Genomic DNA, 17,897 nt, shown 5'->3' with positions numbered 1-17,897 from the left:
AAAAAAGGCGATGAAGTGGACCACAAACTGGTAGAGCGTGTGTTTATTCAGAATGATAAGCGTGACGCCCGTCATTTTGAAGAATATTTTGCAAAACTTCCTCAGGAATATTGGGAGATCAGCGAGCAGACTGCTGATTATGCAAAGAATGAGTTTGGCATGCAGCTGGATTCCAGGATCATACTGACGATCTGTGATCATATCGCAGGTGCGGTTGAGCGTTATAAAGAAGGGGTTATCCTTCGAAACGCCATGCTATGGGAAGGAAAGCGGTTTTATCCCAGTGAATTTAAGGTGGGTCAGTATGCGGTTGATTTAATCCAAAGAAGGCTTAATATTTCCATGGAAGAGGATGAAGCCATGTTTCTGGCATTTCATTTTGTCTATGGACAGAACAAAAAGCAGGAGCCTGACAATCTGGAATTAATAACAGGCATTATCCGTGACATAGTGGATATTGTCGAAGCTGCTTATCAGGTAAAACTAAATACGGAAACCTGGGATTACAGGCGTTTCGTAACACACATTCGATTTTTTGCACAGCGTATGCTGCAAAACAAGCAGTACGAATCTACAGATGATGAGTGGTATCAGCTTTTGAAGGATAAATACCGCAAATCATACAACTGCATTGTTAAAATAGCTGATTATATTCATGACCGGTACTATTATGAGATGGACCGGGAAGAGATGATGTATCTGATGATTCATATAGAAAAAGTGACGAGAGAACTGACTTAGTTTTTTAGAGCACTGTTAAAACAGAAAGATGGGATTGTTACCGGACTCTATTGTCTGGGCAGGACCCTGCACATAAGCGGCTGCGGATGATTATCAGGCAGTCAGCTTTTAGCAGGGTCTTTTTTTGTAACTTTTTTGAATGATAAGGCGTAACAGACACCTTTTCAGATAGACAATAAAAATAACCTTATAAAGGGGGATCATTTTATGGCATTAGATTATGCTAAAACCGCAGAGACAATCTTAAATAAAGTCGGCGGAGAAAAAAATGTAACAGGACTGACACACTGCATGACACGTCTGCGGTTTGTATTGAAAGATTCAGCAACTCCGAAAGATGCAGAAGTTGAAAAAATTCCAGGAGTCATCCGGGTAATTCGCCAGGGCGGACAATATCAGGTGGTAATTGGAAATGAAGTCAGCAATGTTTACAAAGAGATGTTAAAACTGGGTCATTTTGAAGAGAGTACAGGCTCAGCGGAAGGCGGTTCCAAGGAGAACTTATTTTCAAGGCTTTCCGGTTTTATTGCGGGCTGTATGACGCCGCTTCTTCCTGCCATGCTTGGCTGTGGTATGATTAAGGTAGTTCTGACACTTCTTACTACGTTTAGTCTGATTGACAAAACAGGTAGCACTTATGTGATTTTAAATGCAGCAGGAGATGCATTCTTCTATTACATGCCAATATTGCTTGCCATGACAACAGCAAAACGCCTTGGCTCAAATATATACCTTGCGATGGTAGTTGCTGCATTAATGATTCATCCAGATATCACAGCACTTTTGGCTAATGGTAATACCACATATTTCGGATTACCGGTAACGGCAGCCTCTTATCCTTCATCTGTACTTCCGGTATTGCTGATTGTACCGCTTATGGGTTATGTAGAGCGATTTGCAGATAAAGTCTGCCCAAGCCTGGTTAAAGTATTTTTAAAGCCTTTACTTGTTATTTTTATTACGATTCCTATTGCTCTCATTGTAGTTGGACCAATCGGAAGCATACTTGGAAATTACCTGGCTTCTGGTATTAATTTATTATACAGTAAGGCAGGATGGCTCGCAATAATGATTCTTTCTGCAGGTATGCCGTTTATCGTTATGACAGGTATGCATTATGCATTAATTCCAATTGCATTAACCGGTCTTTCCAGTCTGGGATTTGATGCAATCTTAATTATTACCATGTTCTGTTCTAACTTAGCTCAGGGTGGTGCGTCTTTAGCAGTTGCAGTACGCACGAAAGACAAAGATGCAAAATCTACAGCATCTGCTTCAGGTATTTCTGCAATTATAGCCGGTGTAACAGAACCCGCTATGTATGGTGTTACATTAAAATATAAGACTCCAATGATTGCTGCTGTAATTGGTGCCGGAGCCGCTGGTCTTTATGCAGGAATCATGCATCTGGTAGCTTATTCCATGGGAGGATCACCATCCGGATTATCTTTAATTCAGATGATTGGCGGAACAGGATTTGGTAACTTATTAAATGGTGTGGTAACTCTTATAATATCACTGGTTGTTTCCTTTGTTATGACCTTAGTTCTTTATAAGCCGGAAGTAAAAGAAGAATCACCGGAAGAAGTTGTTGAGATTCCTGTTCCGGAGAAGAGGACACTGGTAGAAACTATTGAACTGGCAAGCCCATTAAGCGGAGATGTAATTCCTTTGAGCCAGGTAGAGGATGCAGTATTTGCCGGCGGTGTTTTAGGCGAAGGTCTGGCAATTATACCTTCTGAAGGAAAAGTATATGCTCCTGCAGATGGGATCATCAGTGCTGTTGTTGATTCCAAACATGCAGTAGGAATTACTACAGATACAGGAGTTGAAATTCTGATTCATGTAGGTCTTGATACCGTTCAGCTGGGTGGAGAAGGCTTCACACTCCACTGCAAGGCTGGAGACAAAGTGAAAAAAGGCAGCCTCCTTCTGGAATTTGATATGAATAAGATTAAAGAAGCTGGTTTCCCGGTTACCACTCCGGTTCTGGTATCCAATATGGTAAACTTTGTCAGCCTGAAGACCACCGATAAAAAACAGGTGAAAACAGGTGAAACTTTATTAACAATTGTCTAATAAATGAAAGAGGTGTAAGATGTCTGTATTTTCTGATAACTTTTTGTGGGGAGGCGCGGTAGCAGCCAACCAGTGTGAGGGTGCCTGGGATGTAGACGGGAAGGGAATCTCTGCTTCCGATGTATGTACAGGAGGTTCCCATACTAGATCCAAGCGGATCACAAGGACCTTAGAGCCTGACACCTTCTACCCAAGCCATGAAGCCATTGATTTTTATCATCACTATAAAGAAGATATTGCTCTGTTTGCAGAGATGGGATTTAAAGTATTTCGTTTCTCCATTGCCTGGACCAGGATTTTTCCTACAGGCATGGAGGAAACTCCAAATGAAGAAGGACTTGCTTTCTATGACCGTGTGATTGATGAATGCAGAAGTCATAACATTGAGCCTCTCATTACCATCTCTCACTATGAGATGCCATTTGCACTGACAGAAAAGTACAACGGCTGGTCCTCCAGAGAGTGCATCGATTTATTCGTGAGATATGCCAAGACGCTGTTTAAGCGCTATAAAGGAAAGGTGAAGTACTGGCTGACATTCAATGAAATTAATGCCGGAACAATGCCTATGGGAGGTTTCCTCTCTCTTGGTATTTTAAATGAAGGAACGACTGATTTCACCAATCAGGTTGATGATCCTCAGCTTCGCTTCCAGGGTCTGCATCATCAGTTTGTTGCCAGCGCCCTTGCTGTGAAGGCAGGCCATGAGATTGATCCTGACTGTAAAATCGGCTGTATGATCTGCCACATTACCACCTATCCAATGACCTGCAATCCCGATGATATTCTGGAAGCCCAGAAAAGAAACCAGATCTTAAATCAGTTCTGCGGAGATGTTCAGGTGCGTGGTGAGTATCCTAAGTTCATGGATCGATATTTCAAAGATAACGGTCTTGAAATCAAGATGGAACCAGGTGATTTAGAGATTATCAAAGATGGCTGCGTGGATTATTATACATTCAGCTACTATATGTCCAACTGTGCTTCCGCTGATCCGGATCTTGAAAAAACCTCCGGCAACTTAATGGGCGGAGCCAGGAACCCCTATCTGGAAGCAAGTGACTGGGGCTGGCAGATTGATCCCAAGGGTCTGCGTTATACATTAAATGAGCTTTATGGCCGCTATGAGATACCCCTTATGGTAGTGGAAAACGGTCTGGGTGCCTACGATAAAAAGGAAGAAGACGGAAGCATTCAGGATGATTACAGAATCAGCTATTTAAAGAAACATATCGAGCAGATGCGTGAAGCAGTTGCCGACGGTGTGGATTTAATGGGATATACGCCATGGGGATGCATTGATCTGGTCAGCGCTTCTACGGGAGAAATGGCAAAACGCTACGGTTTCATCTATGTTGAGAAATACGATGACGGAACTGGAGATTTATCCAGAAAGAAGAAAAAATCCTTTGACTGGTATAAAAAAGTAATTGAATCCAATGGAGAAGTATTAGATTAATATAACTGGGGAGTTATTTATATGAAAAAAAGAGGTTTGGCAGCCGGTCTTGTTTTAATGACCATGATTATGGCATCGGGTTGTGGCAGTGCGGCAAAGACAGAAACAACTGCTTTGCAGACAACAACTGAAACAACGGACGCAGCTGCGGAAGCAGCACCCGTTTCGTCAGACGATACAAAAGATGGGGCCGCAGTGGTTTCTACCACATACGGTCCCGTAAAAGGGGTACAGGAAGGGGAGCTCCTGACCTGGTACGGAATTCCATACGGAAAGGCACCGGTGGGTGAATTAAGGTGGCAGGCGCCAGCTGCACCGGCTGCCTGGACGGAGGAATTAAATTGTACCGAAGCATCACAGCCTGCGCTTCAGCTTTCAGGAACTGAGGTAAAGGGAAGTGAGGATTGTTTAAAGCTTGATGTATATGCAAAAGAGGGAAGTAAAAAGCTTCCTGTGCTTGTATTTATACACGGAGGCAATAATCAGACCGGTAAAGCGGGAGAAATTCCCGGAGCTGATCTGGTAAAGAATGATAACTGCGTTTATGTTTCAGTGGATTACCGTCTCGGGCTTTTGGGATTTAACTGCCTGCCGGCATTAACCGGCGGAGAGAATGGAACCGGAAACTTTGCCATGCTTGACATCGCCTATGCCCTTGACTGGGTTAAGGATAACATTGAAGCATTCGGCGGAGATCCGGGTAATATTACTATTTCCGGATTTTCAGCAGGAGGCCGTGATGTTATGGCAATGCTGATCAGTCCTCAGTTTAAGGGGAAATTTCAGAAAGCCATTGCTTTCAGCGGAGGTATGACCACAGCTTCAGAAGAGTTAAGTGGGAAAAAGATTGCAAAAGCCATAGCGCCTCTTGCTGTCGAGGATAAAAAGGCAGCAGATGAAAACGCTGCTTATCAGTGGCTGATGACAGATTCCGCTGATGTTAAGGAATACCTTTATTCCATATCAGCAGAACGTCTGGTTCCTCTTATGGGAAATGCGGCTATCCGTATGAGTGTATTCCCTCATCTTTATGAGGATGGAGTGGTCATTCCGAAAAACGGATTTGATACGGAAAATTATAACAGCGTTCCGCTCATGATGCTTACGGGAAGCTCTGAGTTTTCCATGTTCTGTCTGGGAGATGGATATTTTAAGAGTGATGACATGGCAGGATATTCAGAGGATGAGATTAAGGCGGCCAAAGCATTTGCCAGCAAATACGGAAGTGATATGTACCGGATCTTTAATGCTCAGGAAAGTGCGGTGAAGATGTCTGATCATTATCAGTCTGATATTTATATCTGTCAGGTTAATTACGGCAGTGATCAGTCTACAGTCAAAGATTTAGGTGACTATGGTGCATTCCATGGCATTTTCGTTCCCATGCTTTCTGCCAGACACAATTATCTTGAGTTTTTCCCGGATGCATTTGGTAAGGCAGGCTATCAGGCAATGGCGAAGCAGTACAACAGTTATCTGGCAAACTTTTTACAATCAGGAGATCCAAATGGTGACGGGCTGGCAGCATGGAGCAGCTGGAAACCGGATAAAAAAGTGTCCATGGTATTTGATGGGACACAAACCGATGCAGTTGTAGAAGAAAAAGATGTAACAGCCACCTATGAGAATATTATGAAAGCCATGGATCAGGATACCAGTGTTTCCGCTGAGATTAAGGATAAAATGATCAAAAATATTCTGAACGGACGGTGGTTCAGCCGCGAATTAGATGAACATTACGGCAATAAAAGCCTTTGGAGTGACGTAGAATAGGTGTTTAAAAAGAGATTTGTAATTCCTGAAAAACCAGGAGTTACGAATCTCTTTTTTTGTGGTACTATATGGGGAGAGGTATGTTTTTTTACGAATGAAAATGAAGCGGCGGAAATTATTCTCTTATATTTCCATAGAGGATTTTATATAATCGAATCATAGAAATGCGGCTGACAGGGGGAATCAGACATGGTTAAGATATTTCTTGCAGAGGATGAAAAAATTGTCCGTGAAGGAATTAAAAACGGAATTGCCTGGGAAAAATATGGGTTTGAATTTGCCGGGGAAGCACCGGATGGAGAGTTGGCTTATCCCATGATATTAAAATCGAAGCCGGATATACTGCTTACGGATATCCGGATGCCTTTTATGGATGGACTGGAACTGGCGGAGATGGCGAAACGGGCTTTACCGGATATACATATTATGTTTTTCAGCGGATACGATGATTTTGAGTACGCCAAACGGGCGATTAAGATTGGAGCTGCGGATTATCTCTTAAAGCCGGTGAGCAGCAGTCAGCTTTTAGAAGCGTTGGAACGAATGAGTGAGACAATCATGCAGGAAAAAAGCGAGAAGGGATATAAGCAGGAATTTTTAAAGCAGCAGGAAGAACGAAAGCAGATGGACCGGGACCGGTTATTTGATAGTATCGTATCAGGGAAGCTGGGACTTTCTGAGCTGCTTCGAAAAGGTCAGGAGCACAATCTTTCTTTATCTGCCCCTATGTACAATCTCATTTTGTTTCAGGCAAAAGGAGCGGAGAGCCAGGATCAGTACTCGGATGAGAATGTACTGTTTGATAAGAGACTGAAGGAAGAACTGGAAGGAAGAGCTGATATCATCGGATTTAACCGGCTTTCAGAAGGGTATGGCTTTCTGATTATGGGAGAAGAATCGGATATGGAACGGAAGGTAACATATTATTCGGAGATTCTCATACGTCTGGCGGAATCATTTCCTGAGATGGAGTATTTTGGAGGGATCGGGACTCCGGTGTGCAGACTCAGTGAGATCCGCACTTCCTTTAAAGCAGCAAGCAGGGCTTATGCCTGCCGTTATATGCTGGACCGCAACCAGATTCTAACGGCGGAGGCGGCAGTGCGGATTCATAATGATACGGGAAGTATCAGCCTGGAGGGAATTGATATCACCAAGTTAAGTCGTGACATTATTCCCAACTTCTTAAAGAACGGATCAGTCCCTGAGGTGAAGTATTTCGTTGAGGAATATATGGAAGCCTGCGGGAATAACATTAATTCACTGATTTTCAGGCAGTACATCCTGATGGATGTGTATCTGGCAGTAATTGGGTTTGTGTCTCAGCTAGGCTTTGAGCCGGAACAGGTTTTAAAGGAGTTTGGAGATGCAAAGACCATGCAGCCCTGTGTGAACTCCATGGAATCTGCAGTTAAGTATACCAGGGAGATCCTTGCTAAGGCAATTGGTTTTCGAACCACCTGTTCTCAGAAAAAGTACCGTCTGGTTCTTGAAAAGGCAGTGGATTATATAGCAGCCCACTATCAGGATGAAGATATTTCATTAAATGCTGTGGCGTCGGCAGTCAATATCAGCCCCAATCATTTCAGTACCATCTTCAGTCAGGAGATGGAAATTACGTTTGTGGAGTACTTAACAAAGGTGCGCATGGATGCTGCCAGGGAATTACTGTTGAAAACGGATTTAAGGACTTCAGAAATCGGATATCAGGTGGGATATAAGGATCCCCATTATTTCAGTTACCTGTTTAAGAAGATTCACGGAATCACACCGAAGGCGTTTCGGTCAGGGGGAGAAAATGAAGTACAAAAGTGATTCAATAAAGGCGAAAATAAAAAACATGCAGGCAATTTTATTTATCCCGGTCATCATTATGATTGGGATATTGCTATATACCATGGAATGGCAGAATCAACAGTATCGTCAGAGTATACGTAACCTTACAATGGCAACAGAATTTAATTTTGATTTTAAATCCAACATTGATTATAAGATGTACCGGATTGTTATCGGAGCAGACACCTTTGAATCCTTAAACCCGTATGAGGATCTGGAAAATTCCAAAAAGATCTTTTTGGAGCTGAAAGACACCACTCCCCAGGATACCAGCAAAAAGGGGCTGGATGGGATTGTAGTTTTAATCGGAATGCTGGAAAAACGAATTGAGGATATTCAGACCAGCAACATCATCGGGGATTATGACCGGAACATGGCACGTCTTGATCAGGATATCTATGCGATTACTGATTTAATCCAGGAGTCCATGTCTGATTATATCTATAATGAGACAAAGACTCTGGAGTCTGTTCGCCAGAAGCTTGACACCCAGACAAGGCAGGTCATTGCTCTTTGCATTGTGATTGCTTCTTATCTTATTGTCTTTTTACTTGCCTCTTTTTCTTCCTTTGGAAAAAGAATTACAAAACCCATTGAGGAACTATGTGAATATACCATGAAGCTGGCAGACGGGAACCTGGAAGTCAGCGCGCCAAAAAGCAATATCAGGGAGCTAAAGGTTTTAGGGGAACAGTATGACCAGATGGTAATCCGGATTGGAGAACTGATCCAGCACATAAAGGAAGAACAGGAGTTAAAGAGAAAAACAGAACTGAAGCTGCTTCAGGCTCAGATCAATCCTCATTTTCTCTATAATACGTTAGATACCATTGTCTGGCTGGCCGAGGGAAAGCAGCATCAGGAGGTGGTGGAGATGATTACTGCACTGTCTTCTTTTTTAAGAATCGGTTTGAACAACGGACGGGATTTTATTACGATTAAAGAGGAAGCAGAGCATATAAAAAGTTATCTTTTAATCCAGCATTTCCGCTACGAGGACATTATGGATTATGAGATTGATTTTGAAGAACGGATCCGGGATTATTCCATATTAAAACTTACCCTGCAGCCCATTGTGGAAAATGCACTTTACCATGGAATAAAGAATTGCAGGAAAAAAGGATTCTTACGGATCAGCGGCTGGCAGGAGAATGAAGATATTCTTTTAAAGGTAGAGGATAACGGAATTGGAATGAAACCGGATGAGGTAAGAAAAATGGAGCATCAGATTGCCGGCGGCAGCAAAGCGGATTTTCACGTAGGGGAAGGCTTTGGAATTGCCAATGTGGCAGAGCGGATCCGGCTGAATTTTGGTGAGGCATATGGACTTACCATTGAAAGCGAGTACGGAGTCGGAACGGCTGTTACGGTGAGGATTCCGGCAGTAAGATGGGGAAATATATAAAAAAATCAACTTTTATCCGAAAAAAATCAACTTAATTTCTGGAATACATGGAAATAGCGTAAGAAACTTAACCCTTTGCAAAAGATATTGTATTGAGAAATCAGGGGGATGGGTCTATGATACAGGTAGTTACTTAATAGTGAGTTATTCTTATTGGAGGGAACGGATATGAAGAAAAGAGTTTTAAGCTTTCTGACAGCTGCGGTTATGACAACCGCCATGATTTTATCCGGTTGCAGCGGATCTCAGACAGCCGCAACCACAGCAGCACCTGCTGCTACAGAGAAAAAAGCAGAGACAACGGAAGCAGCAAAAACGGAAGCAGCAACTACCACAGCAGCACCTGCTGAGAAAAAGGAGATCGTAGTGGGATTCTCTCAGGTTGGTGCAGAGTCTGACTGGAGAACGGCCAATACCGAATCCATGAAGTCAACGTTTACAGAAGCAAACGGTTACAAGCTGATTTTTGATGATGCACAGCAGAAACAGGAAAATCAGTTAAAGGCAGTTCGTAACTTTATTCAGCAGGATGTTGATTATATCGTTATCGCACCAGTTACAGAAACTGGCTGGGATACCGTTTTACAGGAAGCTAAGGACGCAGGCATACCGGTTATCATCGTTGACCGTATGATTAATGTATCTGATGATTCCTTATATACTGCATGGGTTGGTTCCAACTTCCTTCAGGAAGGTTATGATGCAGTAGCATGGCTTGATGATTATTTAAAGAAGAATAATAAAGCAGACAGTGACATCAATATCGTTACTCTTCAGGGTACCATCGGTTCTTCCGCACAGATTGGACGTACCAACGGCGTGGAAGAGAAGATGAAAGATCATCCGAAGTGGAAGATGTTAGAGCGTCAGACTGGTGAATTTACACAGGCAAAGGGTCAGGAAGTTATGGAATCCTTCTTAAAGACCTATAAAGATATCAATGTTGTAATTGCTGAGAACGACAACATGGCATTTGGTGCGATTGATGCAATCAAGGCAGCAGGAAAGACTTGCGGACCGAAGGGCGATATCATCATCATTTCCTTTGATGCAGTTTCTGCAGCATTTGACTCCATGATCGCAGGAGATATGAACGTTTCCGTAGAGTGTAATCCTCTTCACGGTCCTCGTGTAGCTGAGATCATTCAGAAGCTGGAGAAGGGCGAAAAAGTTGATAAGATTGCATATGTAAAGGAAGGCGTATTCCCGGCAGATACAGCAGCAGCTGAAAAACCAAAGAGACAGTATTAATTGGTTGGGACTAAGGCGCTGAAAGCAGAATGATAGCCAGAGAAACAGGTGCAGGGAATGGAGGACGGGGTCAGTCCTCCTCCAGGCACCTTTTTTAATCTCCTGACATGCAGTGAAAAGCAGAAAAAGTGGAGAAAAAGGAGGGATCTTATGCCCAATGAGATAGTACTTAGCATGAAAAACATATCGAAGACATTTCCCGGGGTACGTGCCTTAGACCATGTGGATTTTACCTTAAGAAGCGGGGAGATCCATGCTCTTATGGGAGAAAACGGAGCAGGTAAGTCAACGCTCATAAAGGTTTTGACCGGGGTAGAAGAATTTGAATCAGGTGAGATAAAAATTGAAGGCGAAAGTCAGATGATTATTAACCATTCTCCCCAGGAAGCCCAGGAGCATGGAATCAGTACCGTATATCAGGAAGTAAATCTCTGTCCCAATTTATCGGTGGCTGAGAACCTGTTTATCGGAAGGGAACCAAAGAGGGCAGGTCTCATCGACTGGAAGACCATGAACCGGAAAGCGGCTGAGCTTCTTTCCAAACTTGATATGAACATTGATGTAACAAAGGCACTGGAGAATTACTCCATTGCACTGCAGCAGATGATAGCCATAGCAAGAGCTGTGGATATGTCAGCAAAAGTTCTGATTCTTGATGAACCTACCTCCTCCTTAGATGACAATGAGGTAGAAAAGCTGTTCCGGTTAATGAAGCGTCTGAAAGCAGACGGAGTGGGAATCATCTTTGTTACTCATTTTCTCGAGCAGGTTTATGAAGTCTGCGATAAGATAACCGTACTTAGAAACGGCGGTCTGGTAGGTGAATATGAAGTAGAAAAGCTTCCCAGAGTACAGCTGGTGGCCAAGATGATGGGTAAGGATTTCGACGATCTGGAAGCCATTAAAAAAGAAGGAAAAACTGCTGGAAAATCCAGTGAGGCAGTCATTGATGCCAAAGGAATCGGCAGGCAGGGAACCATAAAACCCTATGATTTGCAGATTTATAAGGGCGAAGTAATCGGGCTGACCGGACTTCTTGGTTCGGGCCGTTCAGAACTTGCAAGAAGTCTGTACGGGGCTGATAAACCGGATAGCGGAGAGCTGAAGGTCAATGGAAAAACCGTGGTTCTCCATACTCCCCTGGACGCCATGATGGCTGGTATGGCATATCTGCCGGAGAATCGGAAAGAGGAAGGAATTGTTGCTGATTTATCGGTAAGGGAGAATTTAATTCTGGCTCTTCAGGCTAAGAGAGGCATGTTCCATCCAATTGGAAGCAAAGAACAGGAGGAACTGGCTAACAAGTATGTGAAGCTGCTTCAGATTAAGACCGCAAGTTTGGATACTCCCGTAAGAAGTTTAAGCGGAGGAAACCAGCAGAAGGTAATTCTGGGAAGGTGGCTTCTCACAGATCCTGATTTTCTGATTCTTGATGAACCGACCAGAGGAATTGATGTTGGTACTAAGACTGAGATTCAGAAACTGGTGGTCCAGCTGGCAAAAGAGGGTGTTACTGTTATGTTTATCTCCTCTGAAATTGAGGAGATGATCCGTACCTGCAGCCGGATGGCAGTATTAAGAGACCGGGAGAAGGTTTCTGAGCTTATGGAGGATGAACTTGATCAGAACCATATCATGAAGGCGATTGCAGGAGGTGGAACAGATGAATAAGGGAAAGGCATTTATGAAAAGACTGACAGGATACCGCTTGTTTCTGCCCCTCTTCTGTCTGGTGCTTGTTCTGTTTTCCAATTTGATTAAGACTCCCAGCTTCTTTGAGGTAACGATTAAAAACGGCGTTCTCTATGGATATATTATTGACGTAATTAATCGTGCCAGCGATCTGGTTATTCTGGCTGTTGGAATGACTTTGGTAGTTGCTGCCTCAGGTGGTACTGATATCTCAGTGGGCGCTGTCATGTCAGTGGCGGGAGCGGTGTGCTGCTTCATTCTTTCAGGAGGGCAGCAGTCTGTAAATGAGTTTGTGAATCCTTATATTCTGGGGGTACTGGCAGCTATTCTTGCAGGAATTTTATGCGGCTGCTTTAATGGTTTCCTTGTAGCAAAGCTTAAGATCCAGCCCATGGTGGCAACTTTGATTTTATTTACCGCCGGACGGGGAATTGCACAGCTGATTACAAAAGGTCAGATCACCTATATCCGTGTGGAATCCTATAAGATGCTGGGATCAAGCATTCCAGGCATCCCCATTCCCACTCCCGTGTTTGTGGCTCTGATTGTGGTGCTTCTCACCTATGTTCTGTTAAAGAAGACCACATTGGGACTTTATATTCAGACTGTGGGAATTAATGCGAAGGCTTCCAAGCTGATGGGAATTAAGTCTGCTATGATTATTTTCCTTTCTTATGTTTTCTGCGGTCTCTGCGCCGGTATATCCGGGCTTGTGGCCTCTTCCAGAATCTATTCTGCCGATGCCAACAACATTGGACTGAATCTGGAATTAGATGCCATTCTTGCAGTGGCACTTGGAGGAAACAGCCTTGCAGGCGGAAAATTTTCACTGTTAGGAAGCGTCATCGGAGCTTACACCATTCAGGCGCTGAGCACCACTCTTTATGCCATGGGTGTTTCACCAGACCAGATTCCGGTATATAAAGCGGTTGTAGTTGTTGTAATTGTAGCGTTACAGTCAACTGAGTTAAAGCGTATGGTGAGTAAACTGCAGATGAACGTTAAGTCAGGAAAGAAGGTGGCATAAATGAAGAAGAGGGAAAAAATTGATGGAAAGGTTTTTTTACTGATTATCACCATCGTTCTCTTTTTGGTGATGTATGCAGCCGGTCTGATTATATTCAAAAGCAAAGGGTTTGCAAAGCCTCAGGTATTTTTGAACCTGTTTATATCTAATGCCGGCCTGATCGTAATTGCAGCGGGTATGACAATGGTTATGATAACCGGTGGCATTGATATTTCGGTTGGTTCCGTTGTAGCCCTGACCTGCATGATGCTTGCATGGATGATGGAAATTAAGGGAATGGGAGCTGTTCCTGCTCTTGTAATCGTTCTGATTATGGGGATTGTGTTTGGTCTGGTACAGGGTTTTTTAATCGCATATTTAAAGCTTCAGCCCTTTATTGTCACACTGGCGGGAATGTTCTTTGCAAGAGGTATGACCGCCATTATCAGCCAGGAAATGATCAGCATTAAAAATGAAATGTTTTTAAAATGGGCAAAGAGCAAAATTAATTTAACCTTTTTAGGCGGTACCGTAAACAAAAAAGGTGTGGTGAATTATTCATTTATTTATCCCAGTGTAATCATTGCACTGATCGTTCTGATCGGCATATTTGTTCTTTTAAAGTTTACCAAGTTTGGAAGAACTATTTATGCGGTAGGCGGAAATGAACAGTCAGCCCTGATGATGGGATTAAATGTCAGACGGACCAAGCTGCTTGTATATGTGATTAATGGTTTTTTATGCTCGCTGGGCGGATTCTTATTCGCATTAAATACCTGCGCAGGCTTTGTTGAACAGGCAAAGGGCTTTGAAATGGAGGCCATCGCCTCGGCAGTAATTGGAGGAACCCTGCTTACCGGAGGGGTAGGCAACGTGTTCGGCAGCCTGTTTGGAGTTTTAATTAAAGGAACAATTGAAACCTTTATTACATTCCAGGGTACGCTATCTTCCTGGTGGACCAAGATAACAATTGCAGCACTGCTTGCATTCTTTATTATTCTTCAGAGCCTGTTTGCAAAGGCAAAGGAAAAACATTAAACAGATTGATTGGAAGCCGGAGGAGTTTATGATTCCCACGGCTTCTTTTTTCTTTCTGTATTGTACTTGCGTTTGGTTCTTTGATTGATTATAATCGAGTAAGACTGTTTTTTTATAAACAGAAAATCAATCTGGCAAAAACGGAGGTAATACAGAAAAAGTACGCTTTTACTGGAAAAAAGTATGAAAAAATTTATAGGAAACAAAGCGTTTTATAAGATGGTACTGGCCATTGCGATCCCCATTATGATCCAGAACGGAATTACTAATTTTGTCAGTCTGCTTGATAACATCATGGTGGGAATGGTGGGTACCGGGGAGATGTCGGGAGTTGCGATTGTAAACCAGCTGATATTTGTTTTTAATGTCAGTGTGTTCGGTATCGTCTCAGGTGCGGGTATCTTTGGAGCCCAGTTTTATGGCTGTGGAAAGCATGACGGAGTAAGACATACCTTCCGGTTTAAATTTTTATGCTGTCTGTTCCTGGCAGCTGCGGCAGCCGTCATATTCTATTTTTTCGGAGATAACTTAATTTACATGTACCTTCATGGAGAAGAAAGCGGCGGAGATCTTACAATTGCTCTTACCAATGGCCGCAAATACATGCTTGTTATGATGGTGGGGCTCTTGCCCTTTGCCATTGAGCAGGCATATACCAGTACTCTTCGTGAATGCGGGGAAACTGTGATTCCCATGAAGGCAGGAATTGTTGCAGTGCTGGTTAATCTGGTTTTTAACTATATTCTTATCTTTGGTAAATTCGGCGCACCCGTTCTTGGAGTGGTGGGCGCAGGAATTGCTACAGTTTTGGCACGGTATATTGAGACAGCAATCGTAATAGTCTGGACCCATAAGCATAAAGAACGTTTTCCATTTATCGAGGGTGCATATAAGAGCATGCATATACCAGCGGGCCTGGTCGGCAAAATCTTTGTGAAGGGTACACCTTTGATTGTAAACGAAGCTTTGTGGGCAAGCGGAGTGGCAATGTTAATGCAATGCTACTCTGTCAGAGGACTGACTGCTGTGGCGGGATTAAATATTTCCAACACCATTGGCAATGTGTTTAATGTGGTTTATCTGGCTCTTGGAGTGTCTGTTTCCATTATTGTAGGTCAGCTCCTGGGTGCCGGAAAGATGGAGGAAGCAAGAGAGACAGATACCAAACTCATCGTATTCTCCGTTGCATCCTGCGCTGTAATGGGTACAATCCTGGCAATTGTAGCACCTCTGTTCCCGATGATTTATAATACAACCGATGAAGTGAAACACTTGGCAGTTCAGTTTATCCGGATTCTGGCGTTTATTATGCCAATGAATGCATTTATGAATGTATCTTATTTTACACTGCGTTCTGGAGGAAAAACGGTTGTAACCTTTTTCTTTGACAGTGTATTTATGTGGGTGGCTAGTATACCGGTAGCGTATCTGTTGAGCCGATACACCCAGATCCCCATTGTTCCGCTTTATTTTATGTGCCAGATGGTAGATATTATTAAATGTATCATCGGTTTTGTTCTGGTAAAGAAAGGGGTATGGATTCAGAATATCGTTCTGGATCATGAGGCATAAGAGAGGAGAAGGTATGATGTTTGAGTCGGTTTCCGTTGATACAACCATAGAAGAACTTTGCACAAAAAAAGAGCTTTCCCAGTTTTCTGATTATTTTTTCACCCATATGACAGAGGATGTATGGAAGCGCAGAATTGGTGATTATGGAAATGAGCGTTGTGGGCTACTGCCTGCGATAAAGCGGATTTATGAGGTAATGGATGAAAACAGCCAGGTAATCTACGATGTTTATCCAAAAGAGGAATGGGAAAAAGAACCGGATAAGGAACAGGTCAAACTGATTCATATGCCCGGAGACCCGGATAAGCCCTTTGTGCTTGTGTGTCCCGGCGGGGGGTATGCAAGGGAATGGGTACTGGTTGAAGGCTATCCCATTGCCCAGCAGTTAAATCGAATGGGGTATTCTGCATTTATCTTAATTTACCGGACAGGTCAGAAGAACCTTCTTCCCAAACCTGTGGAGGATACAGCGGCGGCTCTTAAATTTCTTGATGCCAATCGGGACAAGTTTCAAATCAGAATGGAAGGCTATGCAGTGGCGGGATTTTCCGCAGGAGGCCATCTGGCAGCTGTATGGGGTACAAAAGAGAAGGGATATGGGGCCTATGACATTCATAAGCCTGGTGCCCTGTTTCTCGGCTATCCCAGTATCTCAACGGTTCAGTTTTTAAAAGATATGGAGCGGGCTTCTGATTCTGAGCGGGCAGCAGCCGTGAAGTATTTAGAACGGATCGGAGGGGAGAATTTTACAAAAGAAGGGCTGGCGGAGTACAGTGTGGAATACCTTATGGATCAGAGTTATCCTCCCTGCTATCTGGTTCACAGCAAGGATGACCCAGTGGTTAATATTGAAGCCAGCTACTTAATGGAAGAACAGCTAAAGTGCTTTAAGGTCCCTCACAGAGTGCGGTTTATGGAGCATGGCGGACACAGCTTCGGTCTTGGAAACGGGACGGAACTTGATGGCTGGCTGGCAGACGCCGTCAGTTTCTGGGAAGAGGTACGTTAAGGACTCTCCTTATTGCCCTGTTTTTTTCTGATCAGCATACTGCTTTCTGTTTTTAGAAGGTGACATGCCGATTATGGACTTAAATACACGGTTAAAATGGGTTACATTGGAAAATCCCACCTCTTTGCTGATATCTGTGATTGTCCTGTTTGTCTCCATAAAAAGCCTTTGAGCATGGATGATGCGGATGTGATTGATATACTGGATTATGGTGCTGTTTGTGTAGCGCTTAAACTCCCGGCATAAGTAATAAGGGCTTAAATAAAAGCGGGAGGCCAGATCCTCCAGGGTGATGTTTTCCGAAGAATGGCTGTGAAGGTAGTGAAGAATTTCCGTAATGCGGCTCCGGTTTTCCGGGGCTGCTTTTTCATCCGCTCTTCTGGCAATTTTAATTAATAGGAGATTGAGCAGCATCTTCATGGCATCAGAATGAAACCCTTCCCCATCGCCCTGTTCTTTTAAAATATCGTTTAACAGAAGGTGAACGGACTGGCTGGCTTTTGTATCAAACCGGTATACTCCGGCTGACTGGCTGAGAGTGTGGAGAACTTCCGGCACAATGACTGTTTCTGGGGAAAAATAGACCAGAACCCGTTTAAAGGGAACATCATTATCTCCATAGGAATGGTGCATGGAGTAGGGGGGAAAGATAATAAATTCCCCTGAGTTTAAGGAATAAATATTATCGTCCACCATATGATATCGTTTTCCATATTCCAGATAATATATTTCGAAATATTCGTGATAATGGGATTTGGCCATATTATCGTTCACGCCCTGAATCCGCTCACTGGCGATCATCTGGCCTCCTGCCATAATAAAACTTGCTGTATCAATCAAGATCGTACCTCCATGGGTATAACTGGCTTCATTATAACGTTTTAATGACCGGATATCAATATAGGATTAATGAGAAATGCTCTCAGTAAATGTTCTTGCTTTTTCTTAGCTCCTGTGATATCATGAACTTAGTTAGCAATAACTAACTACATGTGAATATTCTATACATCAGACTAACCCTCTGAGATTATCCTTC

At 43.2% G+C, this 17,897-nt stretch carries 13 protein-coding genes; 12 read left to right on the top strand and 1 reads right to left on the bottom strand.

Annotated features, from left to right (window positions below):
• Nucleotides 1-15 precede the first annotated feature (15 nt).
• From BXY41_RS15840 to BXY41_RS15785, 12 genes are all read left to right on the top strand, one after another.
• A complete protein-coding gene (locus tag BXY41_RS15840; RefSeq protein WP_242980219.1) occupies nucleotides 16-741 on the top strand; it encodes a PRD domain-containing protein in 726 nt (241 codons plus the stop codon).
• A gap of 207 nt (nucleotides 742-948) precedes the next feature.
• Nucleotides 949-2,820: a beta-glucoside-specific PTS transporter subunit IIABC gene (locus tag BXY41_RS15835; protein WP_104437830.1), complete on the top strand. Its 1,872-nt coding sequence runs from the start codon at nucleotides 949-951 to the stop codon at nucleotides 2,818-2,820.
• Nucleotides 2,821-2,839: 19 nt separating this feature from the next.
• Entirely contained in the window at nucleotides 2,840-4,279 is a 1,440-nt protein-coding gene (locus tag BXY41_RS15830) for a glycoside hydrolase family 1 protein (protein ID WP_104437829.1), read from the top strand.
• Nucleotides 4,280-4,300: 21 nt separating this feature from the next.
• Nucleotides 4,301-6,052, top strand: coding sequence for a carboxylesterase family protein (locus BXY41_RS15825; protein ID WP_104437828.1), 1,752 nt, complete (start codon nucleotides 4,301-4,303; stop codon nucleotides 6,050-6,052).
• 189 nt (nucleotides 6,053-6,241) lie between these two features.
• Nucleotides 6,242-7,867 carry a response regulator transcription factor gene (locus BXY41_RS15820; protein ID WP_104437827.1) on the top strand — a complete coding sequence of 542 codons (1,626 nt, stop codon included), beginning with the start codon at nucleotides 6,242-6,244 and terminating at the stop codon, nucleotides 7,865-7,867.
• Nucleotides 7,851-9,293, top strand: a complete 1,443-nt coding sequence (locus BXY41_RS15815) for a sensor histidine kinase (protein ID WP_104437826.1) — start codon at nucleotides 7,851-7,853, stop codon at nucleotides 9,291-9,293. The genes BXY41_RS15820 and BXY41_RS15815 overlap by 17 nt, the downstream gene beginning before the upstream one ends.
• A 168-nt stretch (nucleotides 9,294-9,461) precedes the next feature.
• Nucleotides 9,462-10,544, top strand: coding sequence for an ABC transporter substrate-binding protein (locus BXY41_RS15810; RefSeq protein ID WP_104437825.1), 1,083 nt, complete (start codon nucleotides 9,462-9,464; stop codon nucleotides 10,542-10,544).
• Nucleotides 10,545-10,694: 150 nt separating this feature from the next.
• Nucleotides 10,695-12,215: a sugar ABC transporter ATP-binding protein gene (locus BXY41_RS15805; RefSeq protein ID WP_104437824.1), complete on the top strand. Its 1,521-nt coding sequence runs from the start codon at nucleotides 10,695-10,697 to the stop codon at nucleotides 12,213-12,215.
• Nucleotides 12,208-13,263 (top strand): ABC transporter permease, encoded by a 1,056-nt coding sequence (locus BXY41_RS15800; RefSeq protein WP_104437823.1) that lies wholly within the window; start codon nucleotides 12,208-12,210, stop codon nucleotides 13,261-13,263. The genes BXY41_RS15805 and BXY41_RS15800 overlap by 8 nt, the downstream gene beginning before the upstream one ends.
• Nucleotides 13,264-14,280 (top strand): ABC transporter permease subunit, encoded by a 1,017-nt coding sequence (locus tag BXY41_RS15795; RefSeq protein ID WP_104437822.1) that lies wholly within the window; start codon nucleotides 13,264-13,266, stop codon nucleotides 14,278-14,280. It abuts the gene before it with no gap.
• A 183-nt stretch (nucleotides 14,281-14,463) separates the two neighbouring features.
• Nucleotides 14,464-15,852 carry an MATE family efflux transporter gene (locus BXY41_RS15790; protein WP_104437821.1) on the top strand — a complete coding sequence of 463 codons (1,389 nt, stop codon included), beginning with the start codon at nucleotides 14,464-14,466 and terminating at the stop codon, nucleotides 15,850-15,852.
• A 13-nt stretch (nucleotides 15,853-15,865) separates the two neighbouring features.
• Nucleotides 15,866-16,861 carry an alpha/beta hydrolase gene (locus BXY41_RS15785; RefSeq protein WP_242980218.1) on the top strand — a complete coding sequence of 332 codons (996 nt, stop codon included), beginning with the start codon at nucleotides 15,866-15,868 and terminating at the stop codon, nucleotides 16,859-16,861.
• 9 nt (nucleotides 16,862-16,870) lie between these two features.
• Here the strand turns inward: BXY41_RS15785 and BXY41_RS15780 are convergent, their stop codons facing one another.
• The gene (locus tag BXY41_RS15780) at nucleotides 16,871-17,701 is read right to left on the bottom strand and encodes a helix-turn-helix domain-containing protein (protein WP_104437819.1); all 831 of its coding nucleotides are present in this window, start codon (nucleotides 17,699-17,701) and stop codon (nucleotides 16,871-16,873) included.
• Between the last annotated feature and the right edge of the window lie 196 nt (nucleotides 17,702-17,897).

It is taken from the genome of Lacrimispora xylanisolvens, from assembly GCF_002934545.1.
GTDB lineage: Bacteria > Bacillota > Clostridia > Lachnospirales > Lachnospiraceae > Lacrimispora > Lacrimispora xylanisolvens.
The sequence above is the reverse complement of the archived record's forward strand: the minus strand, read 5'-3'. Positions and strand labels throughout refer to the sequence as shown.